The organism is Rhodococcus quanlei (assembly GCF_055231015.1).
Genome location: NZ_JBUYWD010000028.1, coordinates 42,305 through 66,878 on the forward strand (window position 1 = coordinate 42,305; position 24,574 = coordinate 66,878).

Here is a 24,574-nt window from a genome sequence, read left to right on the forward strand (position 1 = left end):
GAGTTTAGTAGCATCGGCGACGTGAGCGACTCGAGCGCCGACGTAGCCAGCGATTCACCGGCCCGACCTGCACTGCGTGTACTCGTCTACAGCGATGACAAGACAGTGCGATCGTCTGTGGTCACCGGTCTCGGTACGCGGCTCGACTCGCGGATTCCCGATCTGGAGTACCTCGAGGTGGCGACGGCGCCGATGGTGACTCGTCATCTCGACGCCGGCGGCGTCGATCTTGCGATCCTCGACGGTGAGGCCGTGCCGGCCGGCGGTATGGGGGTCGCCAAGCAGTTACGTGACGAGATCGAGCAGTGTCCTCCCCTGTTGGTGATCACGGGCCGCAAGGATGATGCTTGGCTCGCGTCCTGGTCACGGGCTGATGTGGTGGTTTCCCGTCCGGTCGATCCGATCCATCTTGGTCAGGTCGTGGTCGACCTCCTCCTCTCTGTGCGTGGTTGAGGAGTCCAGAGACTCGTCAACCGCTCACAGGGCGCGGAGCGGCCCTTTTCGCAGGGTGAATTCTCCCGTGTCGACAACTCACACTGTGGGGATTTCGGTTGTACTGTGTGTGTTGCAGCTCACATACAGGAGGGCGGTGAACATGAACGTCTACGTGCCGATTCTCGTTCTCGGTGCGATCGCCGTCGTGTTCGCGGTGTTCTCGGTGCTGGTGGCGTCGCTGGTGGGGCCCAGGCGGTACAACCGCGCAAAGCTCGAGGCATACGAGTGCGGTATCGACCCGATGTCGCAGCCCGGCGTCGGGCAGCGATTTCCGGTGAAGTACTACCTCACCGCGATGCTCTTCATCATCTTCGACATCGAGATCGTCTTCCTCTATCCGTGGGCGGTGCATTTCGACGCACTCGGGACGTTCGGTCTGGCGGCGATGGCGCTGTTCGTCTTCAACGTTTCTGTGGCATATGCGTACGAATGGCGACGGGGCGGTCTGACCTGGGACTAGCTTTCCGGCCAATCGATCTGAACAGGGAGATGAATCAGCGTGGGTCTCGAGGAGAAGTTACCGAGTGGTTTCCTGCTGAGCACCGTCGAGGAAGTGGCAGGCTACGCACGCAAGGGTTCGCTGTGGCCGGCGTCGTTCGGATTGGCCTGCTGCGCAATCGAGATGATGTCCACCGTCTCCGGGCGTTACGACATCGCCCGTTTCGGGATGGAGCCGTTTCGTGGATCACCGCGCCAGGCCGACCTCATGATCGTCGCGGGTCGTGTGAGCCAGAAGATGGCGCCCGTACTGCGGCAGATCTACGACCAGATGGCCGAGCCCAAATGGGTATTGGCGATGGGGGTGTGTGCCTCGTCGGGAGGGATGTTCAACAACTACGCAATCGTGCAGGGCGTCGATCATGTGGTGCCGGTCGACATCTACCTTCCCGGGTGCCCACCTCGACCGGAGATGCTGCTCAACGCGATTATCGCGTTGCACGAGAAAATAGCGGAGATGCCCCTCGGCGCCAATCGCGAGGACGCTGTCGCCGCGGCGGAACAGGCAGCGTTGTCGTCGCCGACCCTGATGGAATCGAGGGGATTGCTGCGATGACCGACCGACACCGCGAATCAATCGGTATTCGTAAGGGGCTGTTCGGAGTCCACGGCACCGGTGACACCTCCGGTTACGGAGGCTTCACTCGTCGAGTTGTGCTACCCGGAAGCTCACCGCGTCCCTACGGTCGGTACTTCGACGACGTCGCCGATGCACTCGAGGACGCACTCGAGGCCGCCGATGGCCAGAATTCCGTGTGTTACGTGGATGCGATCGAACGCGTCGTCGTTTTTCGCGACGAACTGACCTTCGATGTCCGCCGTGAACACCTCCCACTGGTAGCGGCAACCCTGCGTGACGACCCCCGGTTGCGGTTCGAGTTGTGCCTCGGGGTGAGCGGTGTGCACTTCCCTGGCGACGTGGGGCGTGAACTGCACGCCGTGTACCCCCTGGCTTCGCTCACGCACAACCGCCGCATTCGTCTCGAAGTGGCGGCGCCCGAGTCCGATCCGCACATTCCATCGCTGTGCCGCATCTACCCGGCCGACGATTGGCACGAACGAGAGGCCTATGACTTCTTCGGCATCGTCTTCGACGGCCATCCGGCCCTGACACGTATTCAGATGCCGGATGACTGGGAGGGACATCCGCAACGCAAGGACTACCCGCTCGGTGGAATCCCGGTGGAGTACAAGGGCGCACAGATACCACCACCCGACGAGCGACGGGGGTACTACTGATGATGCACACCGTGTCCGGGCAGGACTGGGACGAGATCGTCGAGGCTGCCAAGAATGCCGGCGACGAACGCATCGTCGTCAACATGGGTCCGCAGCATCCGTCCACCCACGGCGTGCTCCGGTTGATCCTCGAGATCGAGGGGGAGACGGTCACCGAGGCACGTTGCGGGATCGGTTACCTGCATACCGGAATCGAGAAGAATCTCGAGTATCGGAACTGGACTCAGGGTGTCACCTTCGTGACGCGAATGGATTACTTGTCGCCGTTCTTCAACGAGGCGGCCTACTGCCTCGGGGTCGAGAAACTGCTCGATGTCACCGACGAGATTCCTGAGCGCGCCAACATCGTCCGGGTGATGTTGATGGAGCTCAACCGGATCTCCTCGCACCTCGTGGCGTTGGCGACAGGTGGGATGGAACTCGGTGCGGTCACCGCCATGCTGTTCGGGTTCCGCGAACGCGAACTGGTGCTGGACGTTTTCGAAGTGATCACCGGACTGCGTATGAATCATGCGTACATACGTCCGGGTGGTTTGGCGCAGGATCTGCCGCCGGACGCCGTCCAGAAAGTGCGCGAACTACTCCGCATTCTGCCGAAGCGCTTGCAGGACATGGAGGATCTGCTCAACGACAACTACATCTGGAAGGCGCGAACTCAGGGGATCGGCTACCTCGACCTGACCGGTTGCATGGCGCTCGGGGTGACCGGACCCATACTGCGGTCCACCGGCCTTCCACAGGATCTCCGCAAGTCCGAACCCTACTGCGGTTACCAGAACTACGAGTTCGACGTGCCCACCGCAACGACCTGCGATGCCTACGGTCGCTATCTGATTCGTGTGGCCGAGATGAAGGAATCGCTGAAGATCGTCGAGCAATGCGTGGACAAGCTTCGACCGGGACCGGTGATGATCGAGAACAAGAAGATCGGTTGGCCGGCCGAACTCAGCCTGGGTGCCGACGGACTGGGAACCTCACCCGAACACGTCGATCAGATCATGAACACGTCGATGGAATCACTGATCCACCATTTCAAGCTGGTGACCGAGGGATTCCGAGTCCCTACAGGCCAGGTGTACACGGGCGTCGAGTCTCCCCGGGGCGAACTCGGCGTGCACATGGTCTCGGACGGCGGGACCAGACCGTATCGGGTGCATTATCGCGACCCCTCGTTCACCAATCTGCAATCGGTGGCGGCGATGTGTGAAGGCGGACTGGTGGCAGACGTCATTGCCGCTGTGGCGAGCATCGATCCGGTGATGGGAGGTGTGGACCGATGACCAGCGAACCGGTGTTCATCGAATTCGGTCCCAGGTCGCAGGAATTGCCTCTGCCCGCGCCCGATGATGCACCGCGGGGGTATTCACCGGATGTCGTGGCACGCCTGCGAGGCGATGCCGATATCATCGTGGGCCGGTACCCGAATTCGCGTTCGGCGCTCTTGCCGCTGCTGCACCTCGTTCAGTCCGAAGACGGGTACATCACGCCCGCGGGTGTCGCGTTCTGCGCCGAGCGTCTGGGCCTCACCGCCGCCGAGGTGGCCGCGGTGGCGACGTTCTATTCCATGTACCGGCGCAACCCCACCGGCGAATACCTCGTCGGTGTCTGTACCAACACGCTGTGCGCGATCATGGGTGGTGACGCGATCCTGGCGGAACTCGAGGAATACCTGGACGTCGGAAGCGGTGAGACCACCACCGACGGAAAGATCACCGTCGAGCACATCGAATGCAACGCGGCCTGCGACTTCGCACCGGTGGTGATGGTCAACTGGGAATTCTTCGACAACCAGACACCGGATACCGCTCGCACTCTCGTCGACGAACTTCGCAGCGGAACACCTGTCTCCCCGACCCGGGGGGCAACGCTGTGCACCTTCAAGGAAACAGCGCGGTTGCTCGCCGGATTCCCGGACACCCGCCCGGGGGCCTCCGATTCCGAGGTCCGTCCCGAAACCCTTGCCGGACTCCGGGTGGCACGTGAACACGGTATGACGGCACCGCGGATTCCCCGCTCCGATGGGAGGCCGACATGAGCTTGACTCCCGTGCTGAGTCGCTACTGGGACGAACCGAAGTCGTGGACTCTCGAAACGTATCTCCGCCACGGCGGATACGAAGGTGTGTCAACGGCGTTCGCGATGGATCCGGATGCGGTGATCCAGACCGTCAAGGACGCCGGACTACGCGGACGCGGCGGTGCCGGGTTTCCGACCGGACTGAAGTGGTCGTTCATTCCTCAGGGAGACGACAAGCCACACTATCTCGTGGTCAACGCGGACGAATCCGAGCCCGGAACGTGCAAGGACATTCCGTTGATGATGGCGACTCCGCACGTCCTGATCGAGGGAATCGTCATCGCCGCGTATGCCATTCGAGCAAACCGTGCGTTCATTTACGTGCGGGGAGAAGTGGTCCCGGTCCTGCGCCGCTTGCAAGCTGCCGTGGCCGAAGCTCGTGCAGCCGGTTACCTGGGAAAGAACATCCGCGGCAGTGGGTTCGATCTCGAACTGGTGGTGCACGCCGGTGCGGGTGCCTACATCTGCGGCGAGGAGACGGCACTGCTCGATTCGCTGGAAGGGCGCCGTGGGCAACCTCGGCTGCGGCCACCCTTCCCGGCGGTGGAGGGCCTGTACGCGAGTCCGACCGTGGTCAACAACGTCGAATCGATTGCCAGTGTGCCGTCGATCCTGCGTAACGGTATCGACTGGTTTCGGTCCATGGGAACCGAGAAGTCACCAGGATTCACTCTCTACTCGCTCTCCGGTCACGTCCAGAAGCCGGGACAGTACGAGGCACCGTTGGGTATCACGCTGCGGGAGCTGCTCGTCTACGCCGGCGGTATCCGCACCGGGCACGAGCTGAAGTTCTGGACCCCTGGTGGCTCGTCCACCCCTATCCTCACCGGCGAACATCTCGATGTTCCCCTCGACTACGAGGGCGTGAGCGCGGTCGGGTCGATGCTCGGCACCAAAGCGTTGCAGATCTTCGACGACACCACCTGCGTGGTGCGGGCTGTGTTGCGGTGGAGCGAGTTCTACGCGCACGAGTCGTGCGGCAAATGCACCCCGTGCCGAGAGGGAACGTTCTGGCTGGTGCAGATATTGCGGCGCCTCGAGCGCGGTGACGGAACCGAAGACGATCTCGAGAAGTTGCTCGACATTTCGGACAACATTCTCGGGCGGGCCTTCTGCGCACTCGGCGACGGCGCGGTGAGCCCGATCGTGTCGTCCGTTCAGCAATTCCGGGACGAGTATCTGGAGCATTTCCGCACCGGCGGATGTCCGTTCGACCCGTACCGATCCACACTCATGGCGGGGGCACAGGCATGACCGCCTCCAACGAGAACACTGCGGGCACCAACGGGGGCGCCGCCGCGCAGAAGCTGGTGACGATCACCATCGACGGTGTGGACGTGCACGTTCCGCCGGGCACTCTCGTGATCCGGGCAGCCGAGATCATCGGGGTACAGATACCCCGGTTCTGCGATCATCCGCTTCTCGATCCCGTCGGCGCCTGCCGACAATGTCTCGTCGAGGTGGAAGGTCAGCGCAAACCGCTCGCGTCGTGTACAACAGTCGCCACCGACGGCATGGTGGTCAACACCCAGTACAGCTCGCCTGTCGCCGAGAAGGCGCAACGGGGGGTCATGGAGTTGCTGCTGATCAATCATCCCCTCGACTGTCCGGTGTGCGACAAGGGTGGCGAGTGCCCGCTGCAGAACCAGGCGATGTCGAACGGCCAGGCCGACTCCCGATTCGAAGACGTGAAACGCACCTTCCCGAAGCCGATTCCGTTGTCGTCCGAGGTGCTGCTGGACCGTGAGCGGTGCGTGTTGTGTGCTCGCTGCACCCGATTCTCACAGCAGATCGCCGGTGATCCCTTCATCGAGATGCTCGATCGCGGTGCGCTGCAACAGGTCGGTGTCTACGGTGACGAACTCGACTCGTATTTCTCCGGCAACACGATTCAAGCGTGCCCGGTAGGGGCGTTGACGGACGTGAAGTACCGGTTCCGTGCCCGCCCGTTCGACTTGGTGTCGAGTCCGAGTGTCTGCGAGCACTGTGCAAGCGGATGTGCCCAGCGAACCGATCATCGGCGCGGCAAGGTGCTTCGTCGACTGGCTGGGGACGACCCGCAGGTCAACGAGGAGTGGAACTGCGACAAGGGCCGGTGGGCGTTCGGCTACGCCGCCGAACCGGACCGCATACGGACCCCGATGGTGCGCGGTGCGGACGGTGTCCTCGCCGCGGCGTCCTGGTCGGAGGCATTGTCGGTGTCCGCCCACGGATTGCGTGGTAAGCGGGCGGGTGTGCTGGTCGGTGGCCGGGCAACGGTGGAAGACGCGTATGCGTATGCGAAGTTCGCTCGAGTCGCGTTGGGGACCAACGACGTCGACTTCAGAGCCCGACCACATTCCGCGGAGGAAGCGGAATTTCTGGCCGCCCATGTTGCTGGACGTCCGATGACGGTGACCTACACGGATCTCGAGCAGGCATCCACGGTGCTGCTCGCAGGGTTCGAGCCGGAGGAAGAGTCCCCCATAGTCTTCCTGCGGCTGCGCAAGGCCGCGCGTAAGAAGGGGCTCACGGTGTTGTCGATCGCACCCTTCGCCTCACGTGGCCTGCGGAAGATGTCGGGCACGTTGCTGCGCACGGTTCCCGGCGCCGAGGCTCGCGCACTGGACGCTCTTGCCGGTGACGAGCGGTTACGGGCGCCCGGTGCCGTCATCATGGTCGGGGAACGTCTCGCGATGGCTCCGGGGGCACTGGGGGCGGCGGCTCGCTTGGCCGATCGGACCGGCGCGGCCCTCGCGTGGGTACCGCGCAGAGCGGGCGAGCGAGGGGCCGTGGAAGCAGGCGCCCTCCCGAACCTCCTGCCCGGAGGACGCCCGGTCACCGATGCCGAAGCCCGTCGGGAAATCGAAACCAGCTGGGGTGCCGATGTGCCGGCAGCTTCGGGGCGCGACACCACAGCCATACTCGAAGCCGCGCGCACGGGAGAACTCGACGCCCTGGTGATCGGGGGTGTGGACCCGGCGGATCTGCTCGATCCCGCTGCAGCACGCGCAGCCGTCGAGGCGGCTGGGTTCGTCGTCAGCCTGGAACTGCGGGCGTCTGCCGTCACCGAGCGCGCAGACGTCGTGTTTCCTGTCGCACCGGTGGCCGAAAAGTCGGGCACCTTCCTCGACTGGGAGGGGCGCTCGCGTGCGTTCGACACCGCGCTGCAGGACACGGGAGCCATGCCCGACCAGCGGGTTCTGAGCGTTCTCGCCGCCAGGATGGGATTCGACCTGGGGCGTGCCGACGAGGCCGCCACTCGTCTGCGCAGCGGTTACGTAGGCGAGCGCGCACGCATGGAATCGTGCGAGCAACCATCAGAAACGAAACCCGAAGCCGGCGAGGCGATACTGGCCACCTGGCGCATGCTCCTCGACAACGGAAGCCTGCAAGCCGGGGAGTCCGATCTCGCCCGTACGGCTCCGCGACCCGTCGCCCGCTTGTCGGCTGCGACCGCGGATCAGGCGGGCGTCGCGCAGGGTGAATCTCTGACCGTCGAGACCGGGCGCGGCGCGATCACCCTCCCTCTCGAGGTGACGGAGATGCCGGACGGGGTGGTGTGGCTGCCCTCGAACTCGCCCGGTAGCACCGTGTTCGACTCGCTCGCGGCCGCGCCGGGCTCCGTGGTCGCAATCCGGCGGGGGTCGCTGGGGGCGGTGTCATGATCGCGGCGCCGTACGATCTCAGTGCCTTCGGGCAGGACCCGTGGTGGTTGGTGATCGTGAAGGCCATCGGAATCTTCGCGTTCCTGGTCCTCACCGTGCTGGTGGCGATCTATGCCGAACGCAAAGTGCTCGCGTGGATGCAGATGCGGGTCGGGCCGAACCGCTTGGGGCCGGCCGGCATCCTCCAAAGCCTTGCCGACGGAATAAAACTGGCACTCAAGGAAGGCATCACCCCGGCCGGTATCGACAAACCGATCTATCTGCTGGCGCCGGTCATCGCGGTGGTGCCCGCGATCATGGCCTTTGCCGTCATTCCATTCGGCCCGCAGGTGTCGATCTTCGGCACGCCGAGCCCGTTGCAGCTCACCGATCTTCCGGTGGCCGTCCTCTACATTCTCGCCGTTACCTCGGTGGGTGTGTACGGAATCGTCCTGGCTGGTTGGTCGTCGGGCTCCACGTACCCGCTTCTGGGCGGCCTGCGTTCCACTGCACAGGTGATTTCCTACGAAATCGCGATGGGCCTGACGTTTGCCGCCGTATTCCTGTGCGCAGGCACCATGGCCACATCGGGAATCGTCGACGCGCAGCACGGCATCTGGTACGTATTCATCTTGTTGCCCTCGTTCGTCATCTACGTGACGTCCATGGTGGGCGAGACCAACCGCGCACCGTTCGACCTGCCCGAGGCCGAAGGGGAACTCGTCGGCGGATTCCACACCGAATACTCCTCGTTGCGGTTCGCGATGTTCATGCTCGCCGAGTATGTGAACATGGTGACGGTATCCGCTCTGGCCGCGACCATGTTCTTGGGTGGCTGGCACGCTCCGTGGCCGCTGAACATGTGGGACGGAGCGAACCCGGGGTGGTGGGGACTGCTCTGGTTCGTGATGAAGGTGTGGGGATTCCTCTTCTTCTTCGTCTGGCTTCGCGCGACACTTCCACGGCTGCGCTACGACCAGTTCATGAATCTCGGGTGGAAGGTTCTCATTCCCGTCGCCCTGGTGTGGGTCATGGTGGTTGCCGGCGTACGCGAGCTACATAACAACGGCTTCGAGTTTCGGACGCTCACCCTCGTGGTGCTCGGCCTGGTCGTCAGCATGATCGTCGTCGCAGCGGTGCGAAGCCTGGTTCGGCCGCCGAAAACGCATCGCCCCTCCGTTGAGGCGGTGTCCGAACCCCAACCATTCGACGCCTTCGCGGGCGGATACCCCGTTCCGCCGCTCCCCGGTCAGCGCGTCTCCTCGAAGGAGGTTCACGATGCCTGAGTTCCTCGGCCCCGTAGCCGGTTTCGGTGTCACATTCTCGACGATGTTCAAGAAACCGAACACCGAGCAGTACCCGGAAGAGAAGGTGCCCACCGCCCCGCGGTTCCACGGCCGTCACCAACTGAACCGCCACGAGAACGGTTTGGAGAAGTGCATCGGCTGCGAGTTGTGCGCATGGGCATGCCCGGCCGACGCCATCTACGTCGAGGGTGCGGACAACACCGATGAGGAGCGTTACTCGCCCGGCGAACGGTACGGCCGCGTCTATCAGATCAACTACCTGCGATGTATCGGGTGCGGCCTCTGCATCGAGGCATGCCCGACTCGGGCACTGACCATGGTCAACGACTACGAGATGGTCGACGACAACCGGGCCGGCCTGATCTACGACAAGGATCGACTGCTGGTGCCACCCGACGACCCCGACAAGCCGGTCGACGGAGATGAGGGTCGATGACGGCGAGGGCGGTCGTGTCGGATGCGGTGCTTGCGGCCGACGGTGTCACCCAGACGTCCACGGCGGAAGGCGTGCAATTCTGGGTCCTCGCAGTCGTTGCGGTGATCGGCGCACTGGGCGTCGTGTGCGCGACGAAGGCCGTGTATTCGGCGTTGTTCCTGGCTATGACCATGATCATCCTGGCGGTGTTCTATATCGCCCAGGGAGCTCTGTTCCTCGGTGTGGTGCAGGTCGTGGTCTACACCGGTGCCGTCATGATGTTGTTCCTGTTCGTCCTGATGCTCGTCGGTGTCGACTCCTCCGAATCATTGGTGGAAACCCTGCGGGGGCAACGCGTTGCGGCAATCGTCGCCGGTCTCGGATTCGGGGTGCTGCTGATCGCCGGCCTCGGAAACCTCGGTGTTCTCTGGTCGCGGTCAGCGGGCGCAGACTTGTCGCCCGGCGCCGATTCCGGTGTGGAAGGGCTGGCCGAACTCATCTTCGTGCGGTACGTGTGGGCATTCGAACTCACCGGTGCCCTGCTGATCACCGCAACCCTCGGGGCGATGGTGTTGGCGCATCGTGAACGGTTGCAGCCCCGGAAGGGGCAACGCGCGATGTCCGAGGACCGCTTCCGGGCGTGGGCGGATTCCGAGTCGAGTCCGCAGGTCACGTCGCTGCCCAGTTCGGGGGTCTACGCCAGACGCAATGCCGTGGACGTACCCGCCCGTCTTGCCGACGGCTCGTACTCGTCGTTGTCCGTGAACCGATTGCTCACACCCCGAGATCCGGACGAGCACCCCGACGAGCAGGAGGGAGAGCGGTGAACCCCGAAAACTATCTGTATCTGTCGGCGTTGCTGTTCACCATCGGCGGCGTGGGAGTGCTCGTGCGCCGCAACTCCATCGTCGTGTTCATGTGCATCGAGTTGATGTTGAACGCCACCAACCTCGCATTCGTGACCTTTGCCCGGATGCACGCCAACCTGGACGGACAGATCTTCGCGTTCTTCACCATGGTTGTTGCCGCAGCCGAAGTGGTGGTCGGGTTGGCGATCATCATGACGATTTTCCGTGCCCGCCGGTCGGCCTCGGTCGACGACACCAATCTGTTGAAGTACTGACGAGGACGGGAGACCTGCACGTGGATGCGCTCTGGCTGCTTCCGGTACTACCGCTTGCCGGTGCCGTGGTATTGCTCGTGGGTGGTCGTCGCACCGACTCGTGGGGGCATTTTCTGGGGTGCGGCACCGCTCTTGCAGCGTTCGTGGTTGCCTTCGCCCAGTTCGTGACCATGCTCGGCGCCGATACCGCTTCCCGTGCGGTGAACCAGACACTCTTTCGATGGGTTCCGGTGGCCGATCTACACGTGGAGTTCGGATTGCAGCTGGACCAGCTGTCGATCTGCTTTGCCTTGCTGATCACCGGTGTCGGCTCGCTGATTCATATCTACTCGGTCGGCTACATGGAGCACGACGCCGACCGCAGACGCTTCTTCGCCTATCTCAATCTCTTCCTCGCGGCGATGCTGGTGCTCGTGATGGCCGACAACTTTCTGGTGCTCTACCTCGGATGGGAAGGCGTCGGTCTCGCGTCGTATCTTCTGATCGGCTTCTGGCAGCACAAGCCGTCCGCGGCCACTGCGGCGAAGAAAGCGTTCGTCGTCAACCGTGTCGGCGACATCGGCCTGGTGATCGCACTGATGATCATGTTCGCGGAGTTCGGTTCGTTCGAGTTCGACGCGGTGTTCGCCGGTGTCGAGTCGGTCGGTGACGGTACGGCAACCGCGATCGGCCTGATGCTGCTCGTGGCGGCGTGCGCGAAATCCGCTCAGGTGCCGCTGCAATCATGGCTCGGCGACGCGATGGAGGGCCCGACACCGGTGTCCGCCCTCATCCACGCCGCGACGATGGTGACCGCCGGTGTCTATCTGATCGTGCGTTCGGGCGTGATCTTCGAGGCATCACCTGCCGCTCGTACAGCGGTCGTGACCGTAGGTGCGGTGACGCTGCTGTTCGGGGCGATCATCGGTTGCGCGAAGGATGACATCAAGAAGGCGCTGGCGGCATCGACGATGAGCCAGATCGGCTACATGGTGCTTGCTGCCGGTCTCGGCCCGGCCGGCTACGCGTTCGCCATCATGCATCTGTTGACGCACGGCTTCTTCAAGGCAGGACTGTTCCTCGGCGCAGGCTCGGTGATGCACGGCATGAACGAGGAAACCGATATGCGCCGCTACGGCGGACTGCGCGTCGTCATGCCGATCACGTTCGTGACGTTCGGGCTGGGTTATCTGGCGATCATAGGAGTACCGCCGTTCGCAGGATTCTTCTCGAAAGACAAGATCATCGAGGTTGCCTTCGCGTCCGGTGGTGCCTCCGGAATCGTCCTCGGGTGTGCGGCCCTTCTCGGCGCAGGGCTGACCGCGTTCTATATGACCCGCGTGATGCTGATGACCTTCTTCGGCGCGCGCCGCTGGGCCGACGACGCCGCCCCGCAGGAATCTTCCGGCGTCATGACATGGCCGATGATCCTGCTCGCCGTAGGATCCGTCGTGGCCGGCGCACTACTGACATTCGGTGGGGCCCTGACTCATTGGCTCGAGCCGGTCGTCGGTGAACATCACGACGAACTCGGTGTGCCCGTCTGGGTCGTCACGGTGACCACCTTGGCCGTTGTGCTCGTCGGTGTCGCGTTCGCCTATCGCACCTACACGAGTGCCTCCGGTATCGCGAGAGAAGCGCCCCAGGACGTTTCGTTTCTGACCACTGCGGCACGAGCAGACCTGTATGGGGACAAGGTCAACGAGGAGGTGTTCATGCGTCCGGGACGCGCAGTGACCGCTACAGTCACGGTTGCCGACGATCGACTGATCGACGGGGCGGTGGACGGTACGGCCAGGTCGGTGGGTGCGATGTCCCGCAGCGTCCGATACATGCAGACCGGGTTCGTACGGTCGTACGCGCTGTTCATGTTGTCGGGTGCGGCCCTGGCGGTCGGCGTGATGATGGCGGTGAGGCTGCTGTGAGTACCTTTCCGTGGCTGACAGCGTTGTGGCTGCTCCCCTTGGTCGGTTCGCTCGTCGTGATGCTCATTCCCGCTCGGGCCGGCGCGTTCGCGAAGTGGACGGCCTTGGCCGTGTCGGTGCTGGTGCTCGTGCTCGGCGTGGGTCTGGCGATCGGTTTCGACGCAGGCGGCGAGCGGTATCAGTTCGTCGAATCGCATGCCTGGATACCGGCGTTCGGTACGAGATATGTTCTCGGGCTGGATGGGATCGCCTTGAGTCTGGTGCTCCTGACGGTTGTCCTCGCACCGTTGTTGCTGCTTGCGGGGTGGAATGACGTGAGCGGCCCCGATCACCCGAAAAGAATACACACGTACGTGTCGTTGATTCTCGTGGTCGAGGCGATGGTGCTCATTTCGTTCCTGGCCCTCGACGTGTTCCTCTTCTACATCTTCTTCGAAGCCATGCTGATCCCGATGTACTTCCTCATCGGCGGCTTCGGTCATACGAAGGGTGCGCAACGCTCTGCGGCGGCCTTGAAGTTCCTCCTGTACAACCTGGTCGGCGGTCTCGTCATGCTGGTTGCGGTCATCGGGCTGTACGTGGTGACGGCAGGGGCGGACAGCCCGTTCGAGAGCGGAACGTTCGACCTCCGCGAGATTGCGTCCGCCGTGTCTTCGGGTTCGCTCGTGATCGACGCACCGGTCGCGAACGCACTGTTCCTCGGATTCATGTTCGCCTTCGCCGTGAAAGCGCCGCTGTGGCCCTTTCACACCTGGCTGCCCGGTGCCGCCGTCGAAGCCACACCGGCAAGTGCCGTGCTGATGATGGCTGTCGTCGACAAGGTGGGCACGTTCGCGATGTTGCGGTACTGCCTGCAGTTGTTCCCGGATGCGTCCACATACTTTGCGCCGCTCGTGATCACCCTGGCAGTGATCGCGATCGTGTACGGGGCGCTGTGCGCCATCGGCCAGACCGACATGATGCGCCTGATCGCCTACACGTCGATCTCCCACTTCGGATTCATCATCCTCGGGATCTTCGTGATGACCACGCAAGGGCAGGCCGGATCTGCGCTCTACATGGTCAACCACGGTCTGTCGACGGCGGCGCTGTTCCTCGTCGCCGGATTCCTCGTCTCGCGCACGGGATCCCGGTTCATCGCAGACCACGGCGGAGTGCAGAAGCTCGCCCCCGTTCTCGCCGGCACCTTCCTGGTGGCAGGGTTGGCAACGCTCTCCTTGCCGGGGCTCGCACCGTTCGTCAGCGAATTCCTGGTCTTGATCGGCACGTACGGACAGTATCCCGTCGCGGCAATCGTGGCGACGAGCGCACTCGTCTTGTCGGCGGTCTACATTCTCTGGCTGTACCAACGGATGATGGGCGGTCCCGAAAAGAGCGAACACGCGGCGAAGGTGCGCGACCTCGTGCCGCGTGAGGTGGTGGTGGTCGCTCCGCTCGTCGTGTTGCTGATCGTTCTCGGCTTGTATCCCAAACCCGCGCTGGATGTCATCACACCGGCGGTGAGTGCGACGGTCAGTGCCGAACAGGGAACGCGTGTCGACCAAGAAGTCGCGGTTTCGCACGAAGAGACGGGGGCGCAGCGATGAACGCACCGAGTATCGAATACGGCGTGCTGTCTCCGATGCTGATCGTGTTCGGCGTGGCGGTCGTGAGCGTGCTCGTCGAGGCATTCGCGCCGGCATCACTACGGTCTCGGTTCCAGGTGGTCCTCGGAACCGCGGGTCTCGTAGGAGCATTCGTCGCGGTTGTGATGGTCTCGGGTTCGGTGGGCGCGGACGGCGCGCAGTTGGCCGCACTGGGATCGGTGGTGATCGACGGACCAACCCTGTTCCTGCAGGGCACGATTCTGTTGATCTCGATGGCAGCACTGATGCTGGTAGCCGAGCCCGATACCGCAACAGAATCCGGGCCAGCTGGTCTGGCGGGCTTCACCCCGCAGGCATCTGCGGTCCCCGGCAGCGTCGCCGAGCGCGAGGCGATTCGGACGGGAGTGCGGCAGACTGAGGTCTTTCCGCTCACCTTGCTCGCAGTCGCCGGTCTGCTGTTGTTTCCTGCCTCGGGTGATCTGTTGACGATGTTCGTCGCCCTCGAGGTATTTTCGCTTCCCCTGTACCTGCTGTGTGGGCTGGCCCGTCGCCGGAGATTGCTGTCTCAGGAAGCCGCGCTCAAGTACTTTTTGCTCGGCGCGTTTTCGTCGGCCTTCTTCCTGTACGGGACGGCACTGCTGTACGGCTATTCCGGGACCACCGACCTGACCGGTATCGCCGACGCGATCTCGCATGAACCGAACGGCCCGGTCCTGGTGCTCACGGGCACCGCGCTGCTGTCCGTCGGCCTGCTGTTCAAGGTCGGTGCCGTGCCGTTCCACTCGTGGATTCCGGACGTCTACCAGGGTGCACCCACCTCGGTCACGGCGTTCATGTCCGCAGCGACGAAGGTGGCGGCGTTCGGTGCCATGCTGCGGATCTTCTCGGTGGCGTTGCCCGACCTGAAAGACGACTGGCGTCCGATGCTGTGGGCGGTGGCCATCCTCACCATGTTGGTCGGTGCAATTCTTGCGGTAACCCAGAACGACGTGAAGCGAATGCTCGCCTATTCGTCCGTTGCCCACGTGGGGTTCGTGCTCACCGGCGTTGTCGCGGCGAACCGCGCCGGTGTCTCGTCGGTACTTTTCTATTTGGTTGCCTACGGGTTCACGGCGCTGGGCGCATTCGCACTTGTCGGGATGGTCAGGGATTCGAGCGGCGAGGTCGGCGACATACCTCGCTGGGCGGGGTTGGGACGTCGGTCACCGATATTCGCCACCGCGTTCGCGGTGCTGCTGCTCGCGATGGCCGGTATACCGTTGACCAGTGGTTTCGTCAGCAAGTTTGCCGTCTTTCAGGCCGCGGTCGAGGGCGGTGCCGTACCGCTCGTGATCGTCGGCGTGCTCAGTAGTGCGATTGCGGCCTTTTTCTACGTTCGCGTGATCGTTCTGATGTTCTTCACCGAACCGGTCGGCACGTCCCCGGTCGGCAAATCCCCGGTCGACGAGGCTCCAGCCGTCGTGAACCCGGGCGCCGGCACCGTCGGAGCGATCGGATCGGCCGTCGCCGTCACGGTGATTCTCGGCGTGTGGCCGCAGCCACTGCTCGATCTTGCCGACAGCGCCGCGGTCTTCTTCGGATGAATCTGCCGACCGGTGATCTGACCTGGGGCGGCAAACCTGATACGTGGTCTGCGGGTGGGTGCAGCTAGATTGTCACGTATGGAGAACGCCTCGCCCAAGGTCACTGTTGTGGTGCCGACCTACAACGAACGCGACAATCTGCCCAAGATCGTCGAGCTTCTCGCGGCGCTGAAGATTTCGAATCTCCACGTCCTGGTGGTCGACGACAATTCCCCGGACGGCACCGGCGAGGTTGCCGACAAGCTCGCAGTCGACGGCCCGATCCCGGTCGGTGTCCTGCACCGCACAGTCAAGAACGGGCTCGGGCGGGCGTACGTCGAGGGCATGACGCGCGCATTGGACGAGGGCGCCGACATCGTGGTCCAGATGGATGCAGATCTGTCGCATCCGACCAGTGCGATTCCACCGATGATCGACGTACTCACCACCACCGATGCAGCAGTCGTGCTCGGTTCCCGGTATGTCGAGGGCGGCGCCGTGGCAAGTGATTGGCCGTGGCACCGCAAGGCGTTGTCGGCGTGGGCCAATTTCTACGTCAACGCGATCCTGACGCTGAAGGTCAAGGACGCAACCGCTGGTTTCAAGGCGTGGAAGGCCGACACCCTGCGTGCCATCGACGTGGCCACGGTGCAGAGCAACGGCTACGCCTTCCAGGTCGAGATGAACTACCGCGTTGTTCAGAAGGGCCTGAGGATCGCCGAGGTGCCGATTCGTTTCGAGGAGCGGACCGAAGGTGTGTCGAAGATGAGTCTTGCGGTGCAGCTGGAGTCGGCGAGGGTGCCCTGGAAGCTCCGCTTTGGACGCAAGTAGCTCAGGTGGTCGAGCAGCGGCGTTCGCGTAGTGCGGCGTCGAGCTGAATCGGCGACAGAGCTGCGACGGGGAGGGTGCTGTGCCGAGTGCGATCGGCCCGGAGTCCGTCCAGAACGAGGGTGAGCATGCGTTGCCACAGATCCGGTGACTGCGCGCCGGCGAAGTCGTTGGTTGCTTGCAGCATGAACATGATGGCGGGAATGTCGGACGGTTCGATGTCGTCTCGCAGGGAGCCGTCCTGACGTGCGCGTTCGATCAGAGTGGTGAGGCTTCGGCTGAAATTCTCACGTGGCTGCGTGACATTGGTACGCGGGACTCGCCCGTTCATCATGAGGTCTCGTAGGCCCTGGTCTCTGCTCATCATTCGGCAGGTGTGCTCGAGGAAGTGGACGAGACCTTCCCAAGGGTCGGTGAACTCTCCGGCCCTTGCTGCGACGGCGCTCACCTCGTCGACTCGGGATTGGAAGAGGGCGTAGATCAGTTCTTCCTTGCTGCCGAAGCGCCGGTAGACGGTGCCGACGCCCACGCCGGCATGTTTCGCGACGTCCGCGAGTTTCGCCTCGAACCCGTGTTCCGCGAAGACGACGCGTGCCGATGCCAGGATGCGTTCGAGATTGACACGTGCGTCGCGTCGGGTCGGAGGCGGTATCGGCATCGTCACATCTTATCCGTGGAGCGGAACCGGGTATTCCGGTCATGCTAGATTACCGGAATTGACCGTTCCGCTACTTGCGACATCACAGAGTTCATCGGAGGAGGTGCAGGTGCCGGCATCTACCGGTAACGCCACCCTCGTTCGTGAGCCCGTTCCGTCCGGTAGACGCTGCCGGTTGGTCAACCTGCGCGGTGAACGGGCGATCGACCAATTCGCACGATTCGTACTCGTCGGCGGTGTCAGCAACATCCTGTACGGAGCGGTGTTTCTCCTGCTGCGATCCGAGGGGATCCTCGTAGCGAACGTGGCGGGAGCGCTGCTGAGCACCGTTCTTGCCAACGAGTTGCACCGCCGACGCACCTTCCGGGCCGCCGACCGCGTGCATTGGTTGACCGGACAGGGGGAAGGCGGCGGAATAGCCCTGCTGGGGATCGTCATCAGTACCGCGGCGCTTGCCCTCGTGGGCGTGGTACTGCCCGCAATGGGCGGCATTGCCGAAGTGGCATTGGTGGTGACCATCACCGGGGTTGTGGGTGGAATTCGCTTTCTGGCGTTGCGCCGGTGGGTGTTTTCGTTTGCGCGGACTTCCGTCGCACGTTCCACCGGGTGATCTGTCCGGAGAACGCGACCGCAATGGCTGCGGCCAGGAAGACCACTTGGAGCACTGTTCGGGGAATCAGCGAGTCGAAAGTACTCACCGGGCCGTCGAGCGCTTTGAACACGTTGGCGGGGAACATTGCCACCAGAAGCAGGCTCAGGCAGGCCGCAGACAACGGTGCCGTCTGCCTGATCAGCAGCCCCGCGGCACCGGCGAGTTCGAGAACCCCGGTGATCGTGACGAGAAGTGCGGGGTTCGGTAGGGCAGGCGGAACCATGGCGATCATTTCGTCTCGCATGCCGACGAAATGAACCACGCCGGTCATGGTGAACATTGCCGCGAGTCCGCCCCTCAGGGGCACGGGCCAGGGGCGTAAGCGCGCAATACCGGTTGCACCCAGTGCTGCGAGAACGGTGGTCACGGAAATCAGCGTGATGAGGGGTTCCATGGCGTGCTCCTGACGTTTGTGCGGATTCGGTCTCTCGCGTGGCCTTGTCCTCGGCCGACCGGGATCCGCGAAGTGAATCGGGCGAGGCCGAGTTCCGGTGTGTCGACGTAGACGGACTCCGCGCGCTCGACGACGTAGGTTTCGTGCCAGACGCCCACGGCGCCCGGCGCGCTGCGCGCGCGACGATTGAATTCGGCCCAGGCAGGTCGATGCTCCGCCGACTGGTCGCCCGCGTAGGCGTACAGCTTGTCCAGTGAATTCCAGTACTGGACGACGGTGGGGTGGATGCCTTCGAGCGTGATGCGGTAGCCGAGCAGTCCGGACTCCGGTTCGCGGGACAGTTCGCGCAGCATGCGGGGCATCGCGGCAAAGGCCGGGCCCCACAGGTCGGGTCGCCAGGGCCGGTTCACCGTCATTCCGATCAGGAAGACGACCAGTTCGCCGTCGTAGGAGTGGGTGTGCCGACGAATGTGTGCGGTCTGTGGCGTGGGCATGGCCTCCGCTCCTCACTGTTGGATACCAATACTATCCAATAATGGATAGTATTGGTATCCAATGTCAAGGGTTTCGACCGAGAACCGTCGGGCGAGAACGCTGCTGTCACATTTTCGGAGCTCCCCTCGTCATAGGTGTGGCGAGCGAAAACCGCGAACCCAGGACGGACAAGAATCCGAAGGAGACTGTGATGCAGGCACGAATGAGCAATCCGGTGAAGGTGCTCCCCAAGGCGATGAAGGCGCTCTACGCGCTGAGCACGTCCACCGACGACGGTGGTGTCCCCGCGTCGACCATCCACCTGGTGCACTTGCGGGCCAGTCAGATCAACGGATGCGGTGTGTGCGTCGACATGCACGTCAAAGAGGCTCTCGAGGACGGCGATACCGACGAACGGCTCCACGCAGTCGCGGGGTGGCGCGATACGCCGTACTTCGACGCTGCCGAACGTGCGGCGCTGGCTCTGACCGAGTCGGTCACTCGCCTGAGTGATCGCTCCGATGCGGTGCCGGACGATGTGTGGAACGAGGCCACGCAGCATTACGACGAGGCCCAGATGTCGGCGCTGCTGATCCAGATCGCTGCGATCAACGCCTGGAATCGGCTGAACGTCAGCACCAAACAGGTTGCCGGCTCGACGGTGTGACGCTTGTCAGCCGGCCAGGCCGGGTCAGCAGTGGTCGGGCAGCGGCACCCCGCGGAAGCGTGCGTCGATCCAGTCGAGTGCAGGGAACAGGCCCAGTGCGGCCGCCGACAGGTGGTCTGGGCTCGGCGTCAGCATCGACGTCACGTATGCACCGTTGGCGCAGTAACGCGCATTGGTCCTTTCGATCGCGTCGACCGGGATCAGGACATCCGTGGGGCTGTGCCATTCGAAAGTCGGGGCCTCTGGGATGCCCGGGTAGAACGCGAGACTGTTCTCCCGGAGAACCTCCCAGGCCTCGGGGTTGTTCATGAAATCCGGGTTGCTGGTCAGGTTCGAAGCGCTCCGGCCCACCCCCCAGAACATGATTTCGTTGGTACACCCGTTGCTGATAATGCTCCGTAACCAGCGTCCACGGCCGTTCAACTGGCTACCGAGGTCGATTCGGTCCGGGTACTCGCGGTCGAGTCCGATTGCTGCGGCCATCGCCAGGCCGAACGCGGGATGCGGGTTGCCACCCAGAACCTCGGCCATTGTGGTCAGATCCATCGGCGTGCCGCCGTGGGCAACACCGACGATGTCGAGTTCGGGGGCATATGTGGGGGCCAGCGCGGCCGCCCATGCGGTTGCCATACCGCCGCCCGAGTAGCCGCCGAGGGCGACTTTGCTGTTGGTCACCTCGAATTCAGGAATGTTCTTGACGGCGCGAATTCCGTCCAGAGTGATCTGACCACCCAGTTTGGCGGCACCGTAGGCCATCCGAGGGCCGAGGTGGTCGGGCAGTGCGACAGCCCAGCCGCGGGCCAAAGCGATATTGAGTCCCGGAGCCTCGCGGATCTGCGTGAACGGGTCGGTGGTGTACAGCTCGGTTGCGATCTTGCACTTGTGGCCGAGCGAATTGATGATGTGCTGGTAGGACGTGAGTGGGCCGTCCGGCTGGTGGTTCGGCGGCAGGAGATACGTGGTGTTCGCGGCGATGGGAAGTCCGCGGGAGTCGGTGGTGCGGAAGAGGACTTCCCAGACCGCGCTGCCGGGAAAGTAGAGGTTGGGCGGCATCTGGCGGACCTTGAGGACGTCACCGGGCTTGCGTTCGGCCAGGTCCGGCGGCGGCGCGTAGAAGGGGTCCGGGTCGGGTGTCGGTAACCCGAGTACCGAACCGGGAGCCGGATGCGGTTGCGCAGCGGCCGGCCCGGCTCCGGCGAAGGCGGCGCCGAATGTGAGGCTGACCGCCAGCACGAGCAATGAACGAACGATGCGAGAACCCATGCTTCGACAACCCATGCTTCGACCCCATTGTTTGCCTGGTAGACCCCACTCCGTGCTGAGAGGCGACGCCTACTATGCCAAGAACTGCCTCCGAGTGTGGCGGTTTCGTACAGATTCGCTGTGGCGGTCGGCCCGCCCCCGCCGGCGTGCAGGGGCGACGAGGATGGTCCCGGCGAATGATAATCAGGGGCTTTGCAGAATTCCCGTCGGGAGACGTAATCTTGGCGTCGAATTTCACCGACGACAGGAATGATTCGTGGCCAGAAAAGTAATTGTCGAACTAGTGGACGATCTCGATGACACTCCGATCGCGGACGGCGAGGGGGAGCACATTGTTTTCGCGGTCAACGGTACTGAATACGAAATCGATCTGAACGACAAGAACGCCCAAGAATTTCATAGAAAACTTGACTACTACATCGAACATGCAGCCAAGTTGGGCAATGTCAAAAAGCGTGGCACCGCTTCTGCCGGCACTTCCTCTCGGCGTAGCAGCGAGCAAACCAAGGCCATCCGTCACTGGGCTGCCGCCAACGGTTACGACGTGTCCTCGCGCGGACGCATTCCGGCAGAGATCGAAGAGGCGTTCAAGGCAGCTCACTGATCTTCCCGTAAGACGAGCTTCGACGAGACGAGAACATGGAAGACACCGGTGCCGCACCCGATGTGACGGGTGAATCGACGGGGCTACGCAGGGCGCTGACAGCCCGGCACATCAGATTCATCGCACTCGGGTCGGCGATCGGGACGGGCCTGTTCTACGGTTCCGCCGAGGCGATCGATCAAGCGGGACCTGCTGTCCTCCTTGCCTATCTGATCGGCGGGGCCGCCGTGTACATCGTGCTGAGGGCGCTCGGCGAGATGGCGGTGGCCAGTCCGGTGTCGGGTTCCTTCGGTGAGTACGCGACCCGTCACCTCAGCCCACTCGCCGGGTTCATGACGGGGTGGACCTACACGTTCGAGATGATCATCGTGTGTCTGGCCGACGTCACCGCGTTCGGCGTGTACATGGGATTCTGGTTTCCGGACGTGCCCAGATGGATCTGGGTGCTGTCGATCGTCTTCTTCGTCGGTGCGGTGAACCTTGTCGGCGTCAAGGCGTTCGGTGAGTTGGAATTCTGGTTCACTCTGGTCAAGGTCGTGGCGATCATCGGCATGATCGTGGGTGGGGCAGCCATCATCGTCTTCGGGTTCGGAATTCATGACACGGCGACCGGCGTCTCGAATCTGTGGTCGGACGGAGGATTCTTCGCCACCGGCATCGGCGGATTCTTGGCATGCTTTGCCATCGTGATGTTTGCATTCGGCGGAACCGAGATCATTGGGATCACTGCCGGGGAAGCAGAGGATCCGGCGCGGACGATTCCGCGTGCAGTGAATACCGTTCCGGTCCGCATCATTTTGTTCTATGTGCTGACTCTTGCCGTGATCATGGCGATCAATCCTTGGCAGGAGATCAGCTCGGACGAAAGCCCGTTCGTGCAGATATTCGATGGACTCGGAATCGGTTCTGCTGCCACGGTACTCAATATCGTGGTGATCACCGCGGCCCTTTCGGCCATCAACAGCGACATCTTCGGTGCGGGCCGCATGATGTACGGGATGTCTTGTGCCGGGCAGGCTCCCGCGGTGATGCAGCGAGTGTCACGTAATGGGGTTCCCTGGATGACGGTGGTCATCATGATGGCGGCTCTGCTGGTCGGTGTCCTCCTCAACTACCTGATCCCGGACCGCGTTTTTCTGTTGATCGCGTCGATCGCCACCTTCGCCACAATTTTCGTGTGGTTGATGATTCTGCTGTCACAGCTGCAGGCTCGCCGCAGAATGAGCGACGACGAGGCGGCCAACCTGAAGTTCCCGGTACCGCTTTGGCCGTACGCCCAGATTGCGGCCATCGCGTTTCTCGGCTTCGTGATTGCCATTCTCGCCGTCGTATCCGACACCCGAGTGGCGTTGCTCGTCGGCGTTGTCTGGTTGATGCTGTTGGCCTGCGCGCACCGAATCTGGGTCAGGCCACGCGCCGAAGCCTAGCCGCCAGATCGCAACGAGCATTGACCTTTCGACACCGCACCTGTCGAGAGGATCGGACTCGGCTCTCCAAGACCGAGTTGGCCGAAACGCAGGGCTGTGAAGCAGGGGCCTCTGTACCCGGGATTCGAGCGCTGCGATAGGTTCCCTCCGAACTATTCGGTCAAGTGAACGGGGTACGGGGTGCGCAGGGTCGGAACAGCAGTGGCATTGGTCGCAGCGGCAGTGTGCTTGGGTGCCTGCGGAGCTTCAGGTAGTTCCATGACGAAGGACGAGTTCAAGACCGAACTCGACGCGAACCTCGACAGCATGGGAGCGCCCGCTGGGGCCATCGATACGCAGTGCATGGTCGATGAGCTGGACAACGCCGGCTTCGACTTCGGCGAGTTCGAAGCACTGTCCTCGGACCAGCGAGGGCACATCACGGATGCAGTCGAAGCCTGCTTCCCGGGTCTTGGCGACTTCGAACTGCCGACGAACTAGCTTCTCGGCCCGGGGTGCCCGCTGAACTGGCGCGACTTCAGGTGGGAAGTATCCGGCCGACCACGTCTGCCAGTTGGCGAACGTTTCCCGTTTCGTACATGGACACTTCGCGCGCGTATACGTCGGCGGCCGAATCGCCCAATGCCCAGGATCGCGCAGGCTCCGGGTTCAGCCAGAACGTGTGTTTCGCTTTCGTGCGCATTCTCCGGAGCGCCGCCAGATTCGGGTCTGCATAGTTGGTACGAGCGTCCCCGAGTACGACCACAGAGGTACGGTCGCCGATGGCGTCCAGATATCGATCGGTGAAGGTCTCGAACGCGGTGCCGTAGTTGCTGCCTCCGAATCGGGTCACATCCGTGTTCGCGAGAATTCGTTGTGCGAGACCGGGGCGCGACGGTTCGCCGGGACGGAACATTCCCGTGATCTCGTCACACGAATCGACGAATCCGACCTGACTTGCACAGATTTAGTGTGCCAACGCTGACTACGAATGTGGGATGTTCAGGTCGGTGAGGATGGCCGTGGCATCGGCGGTGATGGGGTCGGTGGCGGTGTGCGGGTGGCCTGCGATGGTCAGCCTGATTTCCTGCAGCGGGCGCAAGGTCTTCACGACGTGCCCGATCGAGGCCCCGGTCTCGTCTTGCAGGTAGCGGGCGACGGCGAGCGCGGTGAACACGACTGTGAGGTGCGCGTCGATCGCCTCTCGGGTGTGGTGGAACATCGGCCGCGCTCTCAGGTCGGTTTTCGACATCCGGAACGACTGCTCGACGTGCCAGAGGTCGTGATACTTGCCGATGACCTCGGCCGATCCCATGATCGTGGCGGGCAGGTTGGTGACGTAGCCCTTGAGCCCGACCAGCGATCGGGCTCGCTCGATGCTCGCGGTGTCGAGGCTGCGCCCTTTGGCTGTGGTCTTGACGAACCGGGTGGACTTTGGGGCTTTGTTTGTCGCGGACGGCGCGTCGTTTCGAGTACTTCCAGACCGCCCGCCACGACTTCGAATGAGTATCGGGGCGCCAGACCGGCTCGGCGCGGTGTCGGACGTTGTTGACCGTGCTCTTCGCGTGCCGGGGTGTGACCGTGTCGATGATCTGCCCGTCGGTGAAAACGTCTCCATTCCAATGAAAATGAGAGGCGAGATCGCCCGGGGCCTTGGTGACGCGGGAGCCGACGATGAACTTGAGCCCGGCCTCGTCGAGAGACTTGAGGTTGGTTGCGGAGAGCATGCCGGCGTCGGCGGCGATCACCATCTCCACCCCGGCTATGTCGTGCCGTTCTTGGAACTGGCGCACGATC

The 24,574-nt window shown here is 63.1% G+C and carries 25 protein-coding genes and 2 pseudogenes; 21 read left to right on the forward strand and 6 right to left on the reverse strand.

Annotation, left to right across the window (positions count from 1 at the left end; translation table 11 throughout):
• Positions 1-21: 21 nt before the first annotated feature.
• The 16 genes and pseudogenes from ACZI8Q_RS19395 to ACZI8Q_RS19470 all read left to right on the forward strand — a co-directional run bounded on the left by ACZI8Q_RS19395 (position 22) and on the right by ACZI8Q_RS19470 (position 16,662).
• Positions 22-453 carry a hypothetical protein gene (locus ACZI8Q_RS19395; protein WP_463375209.1) on the forward strand — a complete coding sequence of 144 codons (432 nt, stop codon included), beginning with the start codon at positions 22-24 and terminating at the stop codon, positions 451-453.
• A gap of 142 nt (positions 454-595) precedes the next feature.
• A complete protein-coding gene (locus ACZI8Q_RS19400; RefSeq protein ID WP_463375210.1) occupies positions 596-955 on the forward strand; it encodes an NADH-quinone oxidoreductase subunit A in 360 nt (119 codons plus the stop codon).
• A gap of 39 nt (positions 956-994) precedes the next feature.
• Complete coding sequence (locus ACZI8Q_RS19405) at positions 995-1,549, forward strand: NuoB/complex I 20 kDa subunit family protein (protein ID WP_463375211.1); 555 nt, start codon at positions 995-997, stop codon at positions 1,547-1,549.
• Positions 1,546-2,232: an NADH-quinone oxidoreductase subunit C gene (locus tag ACZI8Q_RS19410; protein WP_463375212.1), complete on the forward strand. Its 687-nt coding sequence runs from the start codon at positions 1,546-1,548 to the stop codon at positions 2,230-2,232. The genes ACZI8Q_RS19405 and ACZI8Q_RS19410 overlap by 4 nt, the downstream gene beginning before the upstream one ends.
• Entirely contained in the window at positions 2,232-3,512 is a 1,281-nt protein-coding gene (gene nuoD / locus ACZI8Q_RS19415; protein WP_463375213.1) for an NADH dehydrogenase (quinone) subunit D, read from the forward strand. The genes ACZI8Q_RS19410 and nuoD overlap by 1 nt, the downstream gene beginning before the upstream one ends.
• Positions 3,509-4,267, forward strand: a complete 759-nt coding sequence (nuoE, locus tag ACZI8Q_RS19420) for an NADH-quinone oxidoreductase subunit NuoE (protein WP_463375214.1) — start codon at positions 3,509-3,511, stop codon at positions 4,265-4,267. Before nuoD ends, nuoE begins: the two co-directional genes overlap by 4 nt.
• Positions 4,264-5,562, forward strand: coding sequence for an NADH-quinone oxidoreductase subunit NuoF (gene nuoF, locus ACZI8Q_RS19425; RefSeq protein WP_463375215.1), 1,299 nt, complete (start codon positions 4,264-4,266; stop codon positions 5,560-5,562). The genes nuoE and nuoF overlap by 4 nt, the downstream gene beginning before the upstream one ends.
• The gene (locus ACZI8Q_RS19430) at positions 5,559-7,955 is read left to right on the forward strand and encodes an NADH-quinone oxidoreductase subunit G (RefSeq protein ID WP_463375216.1); all 2,397 of its coding nucleotides are present in this window, start codon (positions 5,559-5,561) and stop codon (positions 7,953-7,955) included. Before nuoF ends, ACZI8Q_RS19430 begins: the two co-directional genes overlap by 4 nt.
• Positions 7,952-9,220, forward strand: coding sequence for an NADH-quinone oxidoreductase subunit NuoH (nuoH, locus tag ACZI8Q_RS19435; RefSeq protein WP_463375217.1), 1,269 nt, complete (start codon positions 7,952-7,954; stop codon positions 9,218-9,220). The genes ACZI8Q_RS19430 and nuoH overlap by 4 nt, the downstream gene beginning before the upstream one ends.
• Positions 9,213-9,632 (forward strand): annotated as a pseudogene (gene nuoI / locus ACZI8Q_RS19440) (NADH-quinone oxidoreductase subunit NuoI); the annotation flags it as partial. The gene nuoH and the pseudogene nuoI, both read left to right, overlap by 8 nt.
• 41 nt (positions 9,633-9,673) lie before the next feature.
• Positions 9,674-10,483 (forward strand): NADH-quinone oxidoreductase subunit J, encoded by an 810-nt coding sequence (locus tag ACZI8Q_RS19445; protein ID WP_463375218.1) that lies wholly within the window; start codon positions 9,674-9,676, stop codon positions 10,481-10,483.
• On the forward strand, positions 10,480-10,779 hold the full coding sequence (gene nuoK / locus ACZI8Q_RS19450) for an NADH-quinone oxidoreductase subunit NuoK (RefSeq protein WP_463375219.1): 300 nt from the start codon (positions 10,480-10,482) through the stop codon (positions 10,777-10,779). Before ACZI8Q_RS19445 ends, nuoK begins: the two co-directional genes overlap by 4 nt.
• A gap of 14 nt (positions 10,780-10,793) precedes the next feature.
• Entirely contained in the window at positions 10,794-12,683 is a 1,890-nt protein-coding gene (gene nuoL / locus ACZI8Q_RS19455; RefSeq protein ID WP_463375233.1) for an NADH-quinone oxidoreductase subunit L, read from the forward strand.
• Positions 12,680-14,269: an NADH-quinone oxidoreductase subunit M gene (locus tag ACZI8Q_RS19460; protein ID WP_463375220.1), complete on the forward strand. Its 1,590-nt coding sequence runs from the start codon at positions 12,680-12,682 to the stop codon at positions 14,267-14,269. Before nuoL ends, ACZI8Q_RS19460 begins: the two co-directional genes overlap by 4 nt.
• On the forward strand, positions 14,266-15,852 hold the full coding sequence (gene nuoN, locus ACZI8Q_RS19465; RefSeq protein WP_463375221.1) for an NADH-quinone oxidoreductase subunit NuoN: 1,587 nt from the start codon (positions 14,266-14,268) through the stop codon (positions 15,850-15,852). Before ACZI8Q_RS19460 ends, nuoN begins: the two co-directional genes overlap by 4 nt.
• 78 nt (positions 15,853-15,930) lie before the next feature.
• A complete protein-coding gene (locus ACZI8Q_RS19470) occupies positions 15,931-16,662 on the forward strand; it encodes a polyprenol monophosphomannose synthase (protein ID WP_463375222.1) in 732 nt (243 codons plus the stop codon).
• A gap of 1 nt (position 16,663) precedes the next feature.
• Here ACZI8Q_RS19470 and ACZI8Q_RS19475 read toward each other — a convergent pair whose 3' ends face one another.
• Complete coding sequence (locus ACZI8Q_RS19475; RefSeq protein ID WP_463375223.1) at positions 16,664-17,317, reverse strand: TetR/AcrR family transcriptional regulator; 654 nt, start codon at positions 17,315-17,317, stop codon at positions 16,664-16,666.
• 109 nt (positions 17,318-17,426) lie between these two features.
• Here ACZI8Q_RS19475 and ACZI8Q_RS19480 point away from each other — a divergent pair, with 109 nt between their 5' ends.
• Complete coding sequence (locus ACZI8Q_RS19480; RefSeq protein ID WP_463375224.1) at positions 17,427-17,927, forward strand: GtrA family protein; 501 nt, start codon at positions 17,427-17,429, stop codon at positions 17,925-17,927.
• Here ACZI8Q_RS19480 and ACZI8Q_RS19485 read toward each other — a convergent pair.
• Positions 17,836-18,363 (reverse strand): DoxX family protein, encoded by a 528-nt coding sequence (locus ACZI8Q_RS19485; protein ID WP_463375225.1) that lies wholly within the window; start codon positions 18,361-18,363, stop codon positions 17,836-17,838. The two genes, ACZI8Q_RS19480 and ACZI8Q_RS19485, sit on opposite strands and share 92 nt — an antisense overlap.
• Positions 18,342-18,857 carry a DUF4188 domain-containing protein gene (locus tag ACZI8Q_RS19490; protein WP_463375226.1) on the reverse strand — a complete coding sequence of 172 codons (516 nt, stop codon included), beginning with the start codon at positions 18,855-18,857 and terminating at the stop codon, positions 18,342-18,344. The genes ACZI8Q_RS19485 and ACZI8Q_RS19490 overlap by 22 nt, the downstream gene beginning before the upstream one ends.
• A 191-nt stretch (positions 18,858-19,048) precedes the next feature.
• On the opposite strand from ACZI8Q_RS19490, the gene ACZI8Q_RS19495 reads away from it, so the two are divergent.
• Positions 19,049-19,504 carry a carboxymuconolactone decarboxylase family protein gene (locus ACZI8Q_RS19495; RefSeq protein ID WP_463375227.1) on the forward strand — a complete coding sequence of 152 codons (456 nt, stop codon included), beginning with the start codon at positions 19,049-19,051 and terminating at the stop codon, positions 19,502-19,504.
• A gap of 24 nt (positions 19,505-19,528) precedes the next feature.
• Here the strand turns inward: ACZI8Q_RS19495 and ACZI8Q_RS19500 are convergent, their stop codons facing one another.
• Positions 19,529-20,767, reverse strand: a complete 1,239-nt coding sequence (locus ACZI8Q_RS19500) for a lipase family protein (protein ID WP_463375228.1) — start codon at positions 20,765-20,767, stop codon at positions 19,529-19,531.
• 256 nt (positions 20,768-21,023) lie between these two features.
• Between ACZI8Q_RS19500 and ACZI8Q_RS19505 the strand changes: the two genes are divergently transcribed.
• The 3 genes from ACZI8Q_RS19505 (at position 21,024) to ACZI8Q_RS19515 (ending at position 23,278) form a co-directional block, all read left to right on the forward strand.
• Positions 21,024-21,371: a histone-like nucleoid-structuring protein Lsr2 gene (locus ACZI8Q_RS19505; RefSeq protein WP_463375229.1), complete on the forward strand. Its 348-nt coding sequence runs from the start codon at positions 21,024-21,026 to the stop codon at positions 21,369-21,371.
• Between the two features lie 35 nt (positions 21,372-21,406).
• Complete coding sequence (locus tag ACZI8Q_RS19510; protein WP_463375230.1) at positions 21,407-22,798, forward strand: amino acid permease; 1,392 nt, start codon at positions 21,407-21,409, stop codon at positions 22,796-22,798.
• A gap of 258 nt (positions 22,799-23,056) precedes the next feature.
• Positions 23,057-23,278, forward strand: a complete 222-nt coding sequence (locus ACZI8Q_RS19515) for a hypothetical protein (RefSeq protein ID WP_463375231.1) — start codon at positions 23,057-23,059, stop codon at positions 23,276-23,278.
• A gap of 37 nt (positions 23,279-23,315) precedes the next feature.
• On the opposite strand, the gene ACZI8Q_RS19520 is transcribed toward ACZI8Q_RS19515, so the two are convergent.
• On the reverse strand, positions 23,316-23,744 hold the full coding sequence (locus ACZI8Q_RS19520; protein WP_463375234.1) for a VWA domain-containing protein: 429 nt from the start codon (positions 23,742-23,744) through the stop codon (positions 23,316-23,318).
• Positions 23,745-23,762: 18 nt separating this feature from the next.
• Positions 23,763-24,574, reverse strand: a pseudogene (locus tag ACZI8Q_RS19525) (IS1634 family transposase); the annotation flags it as partial.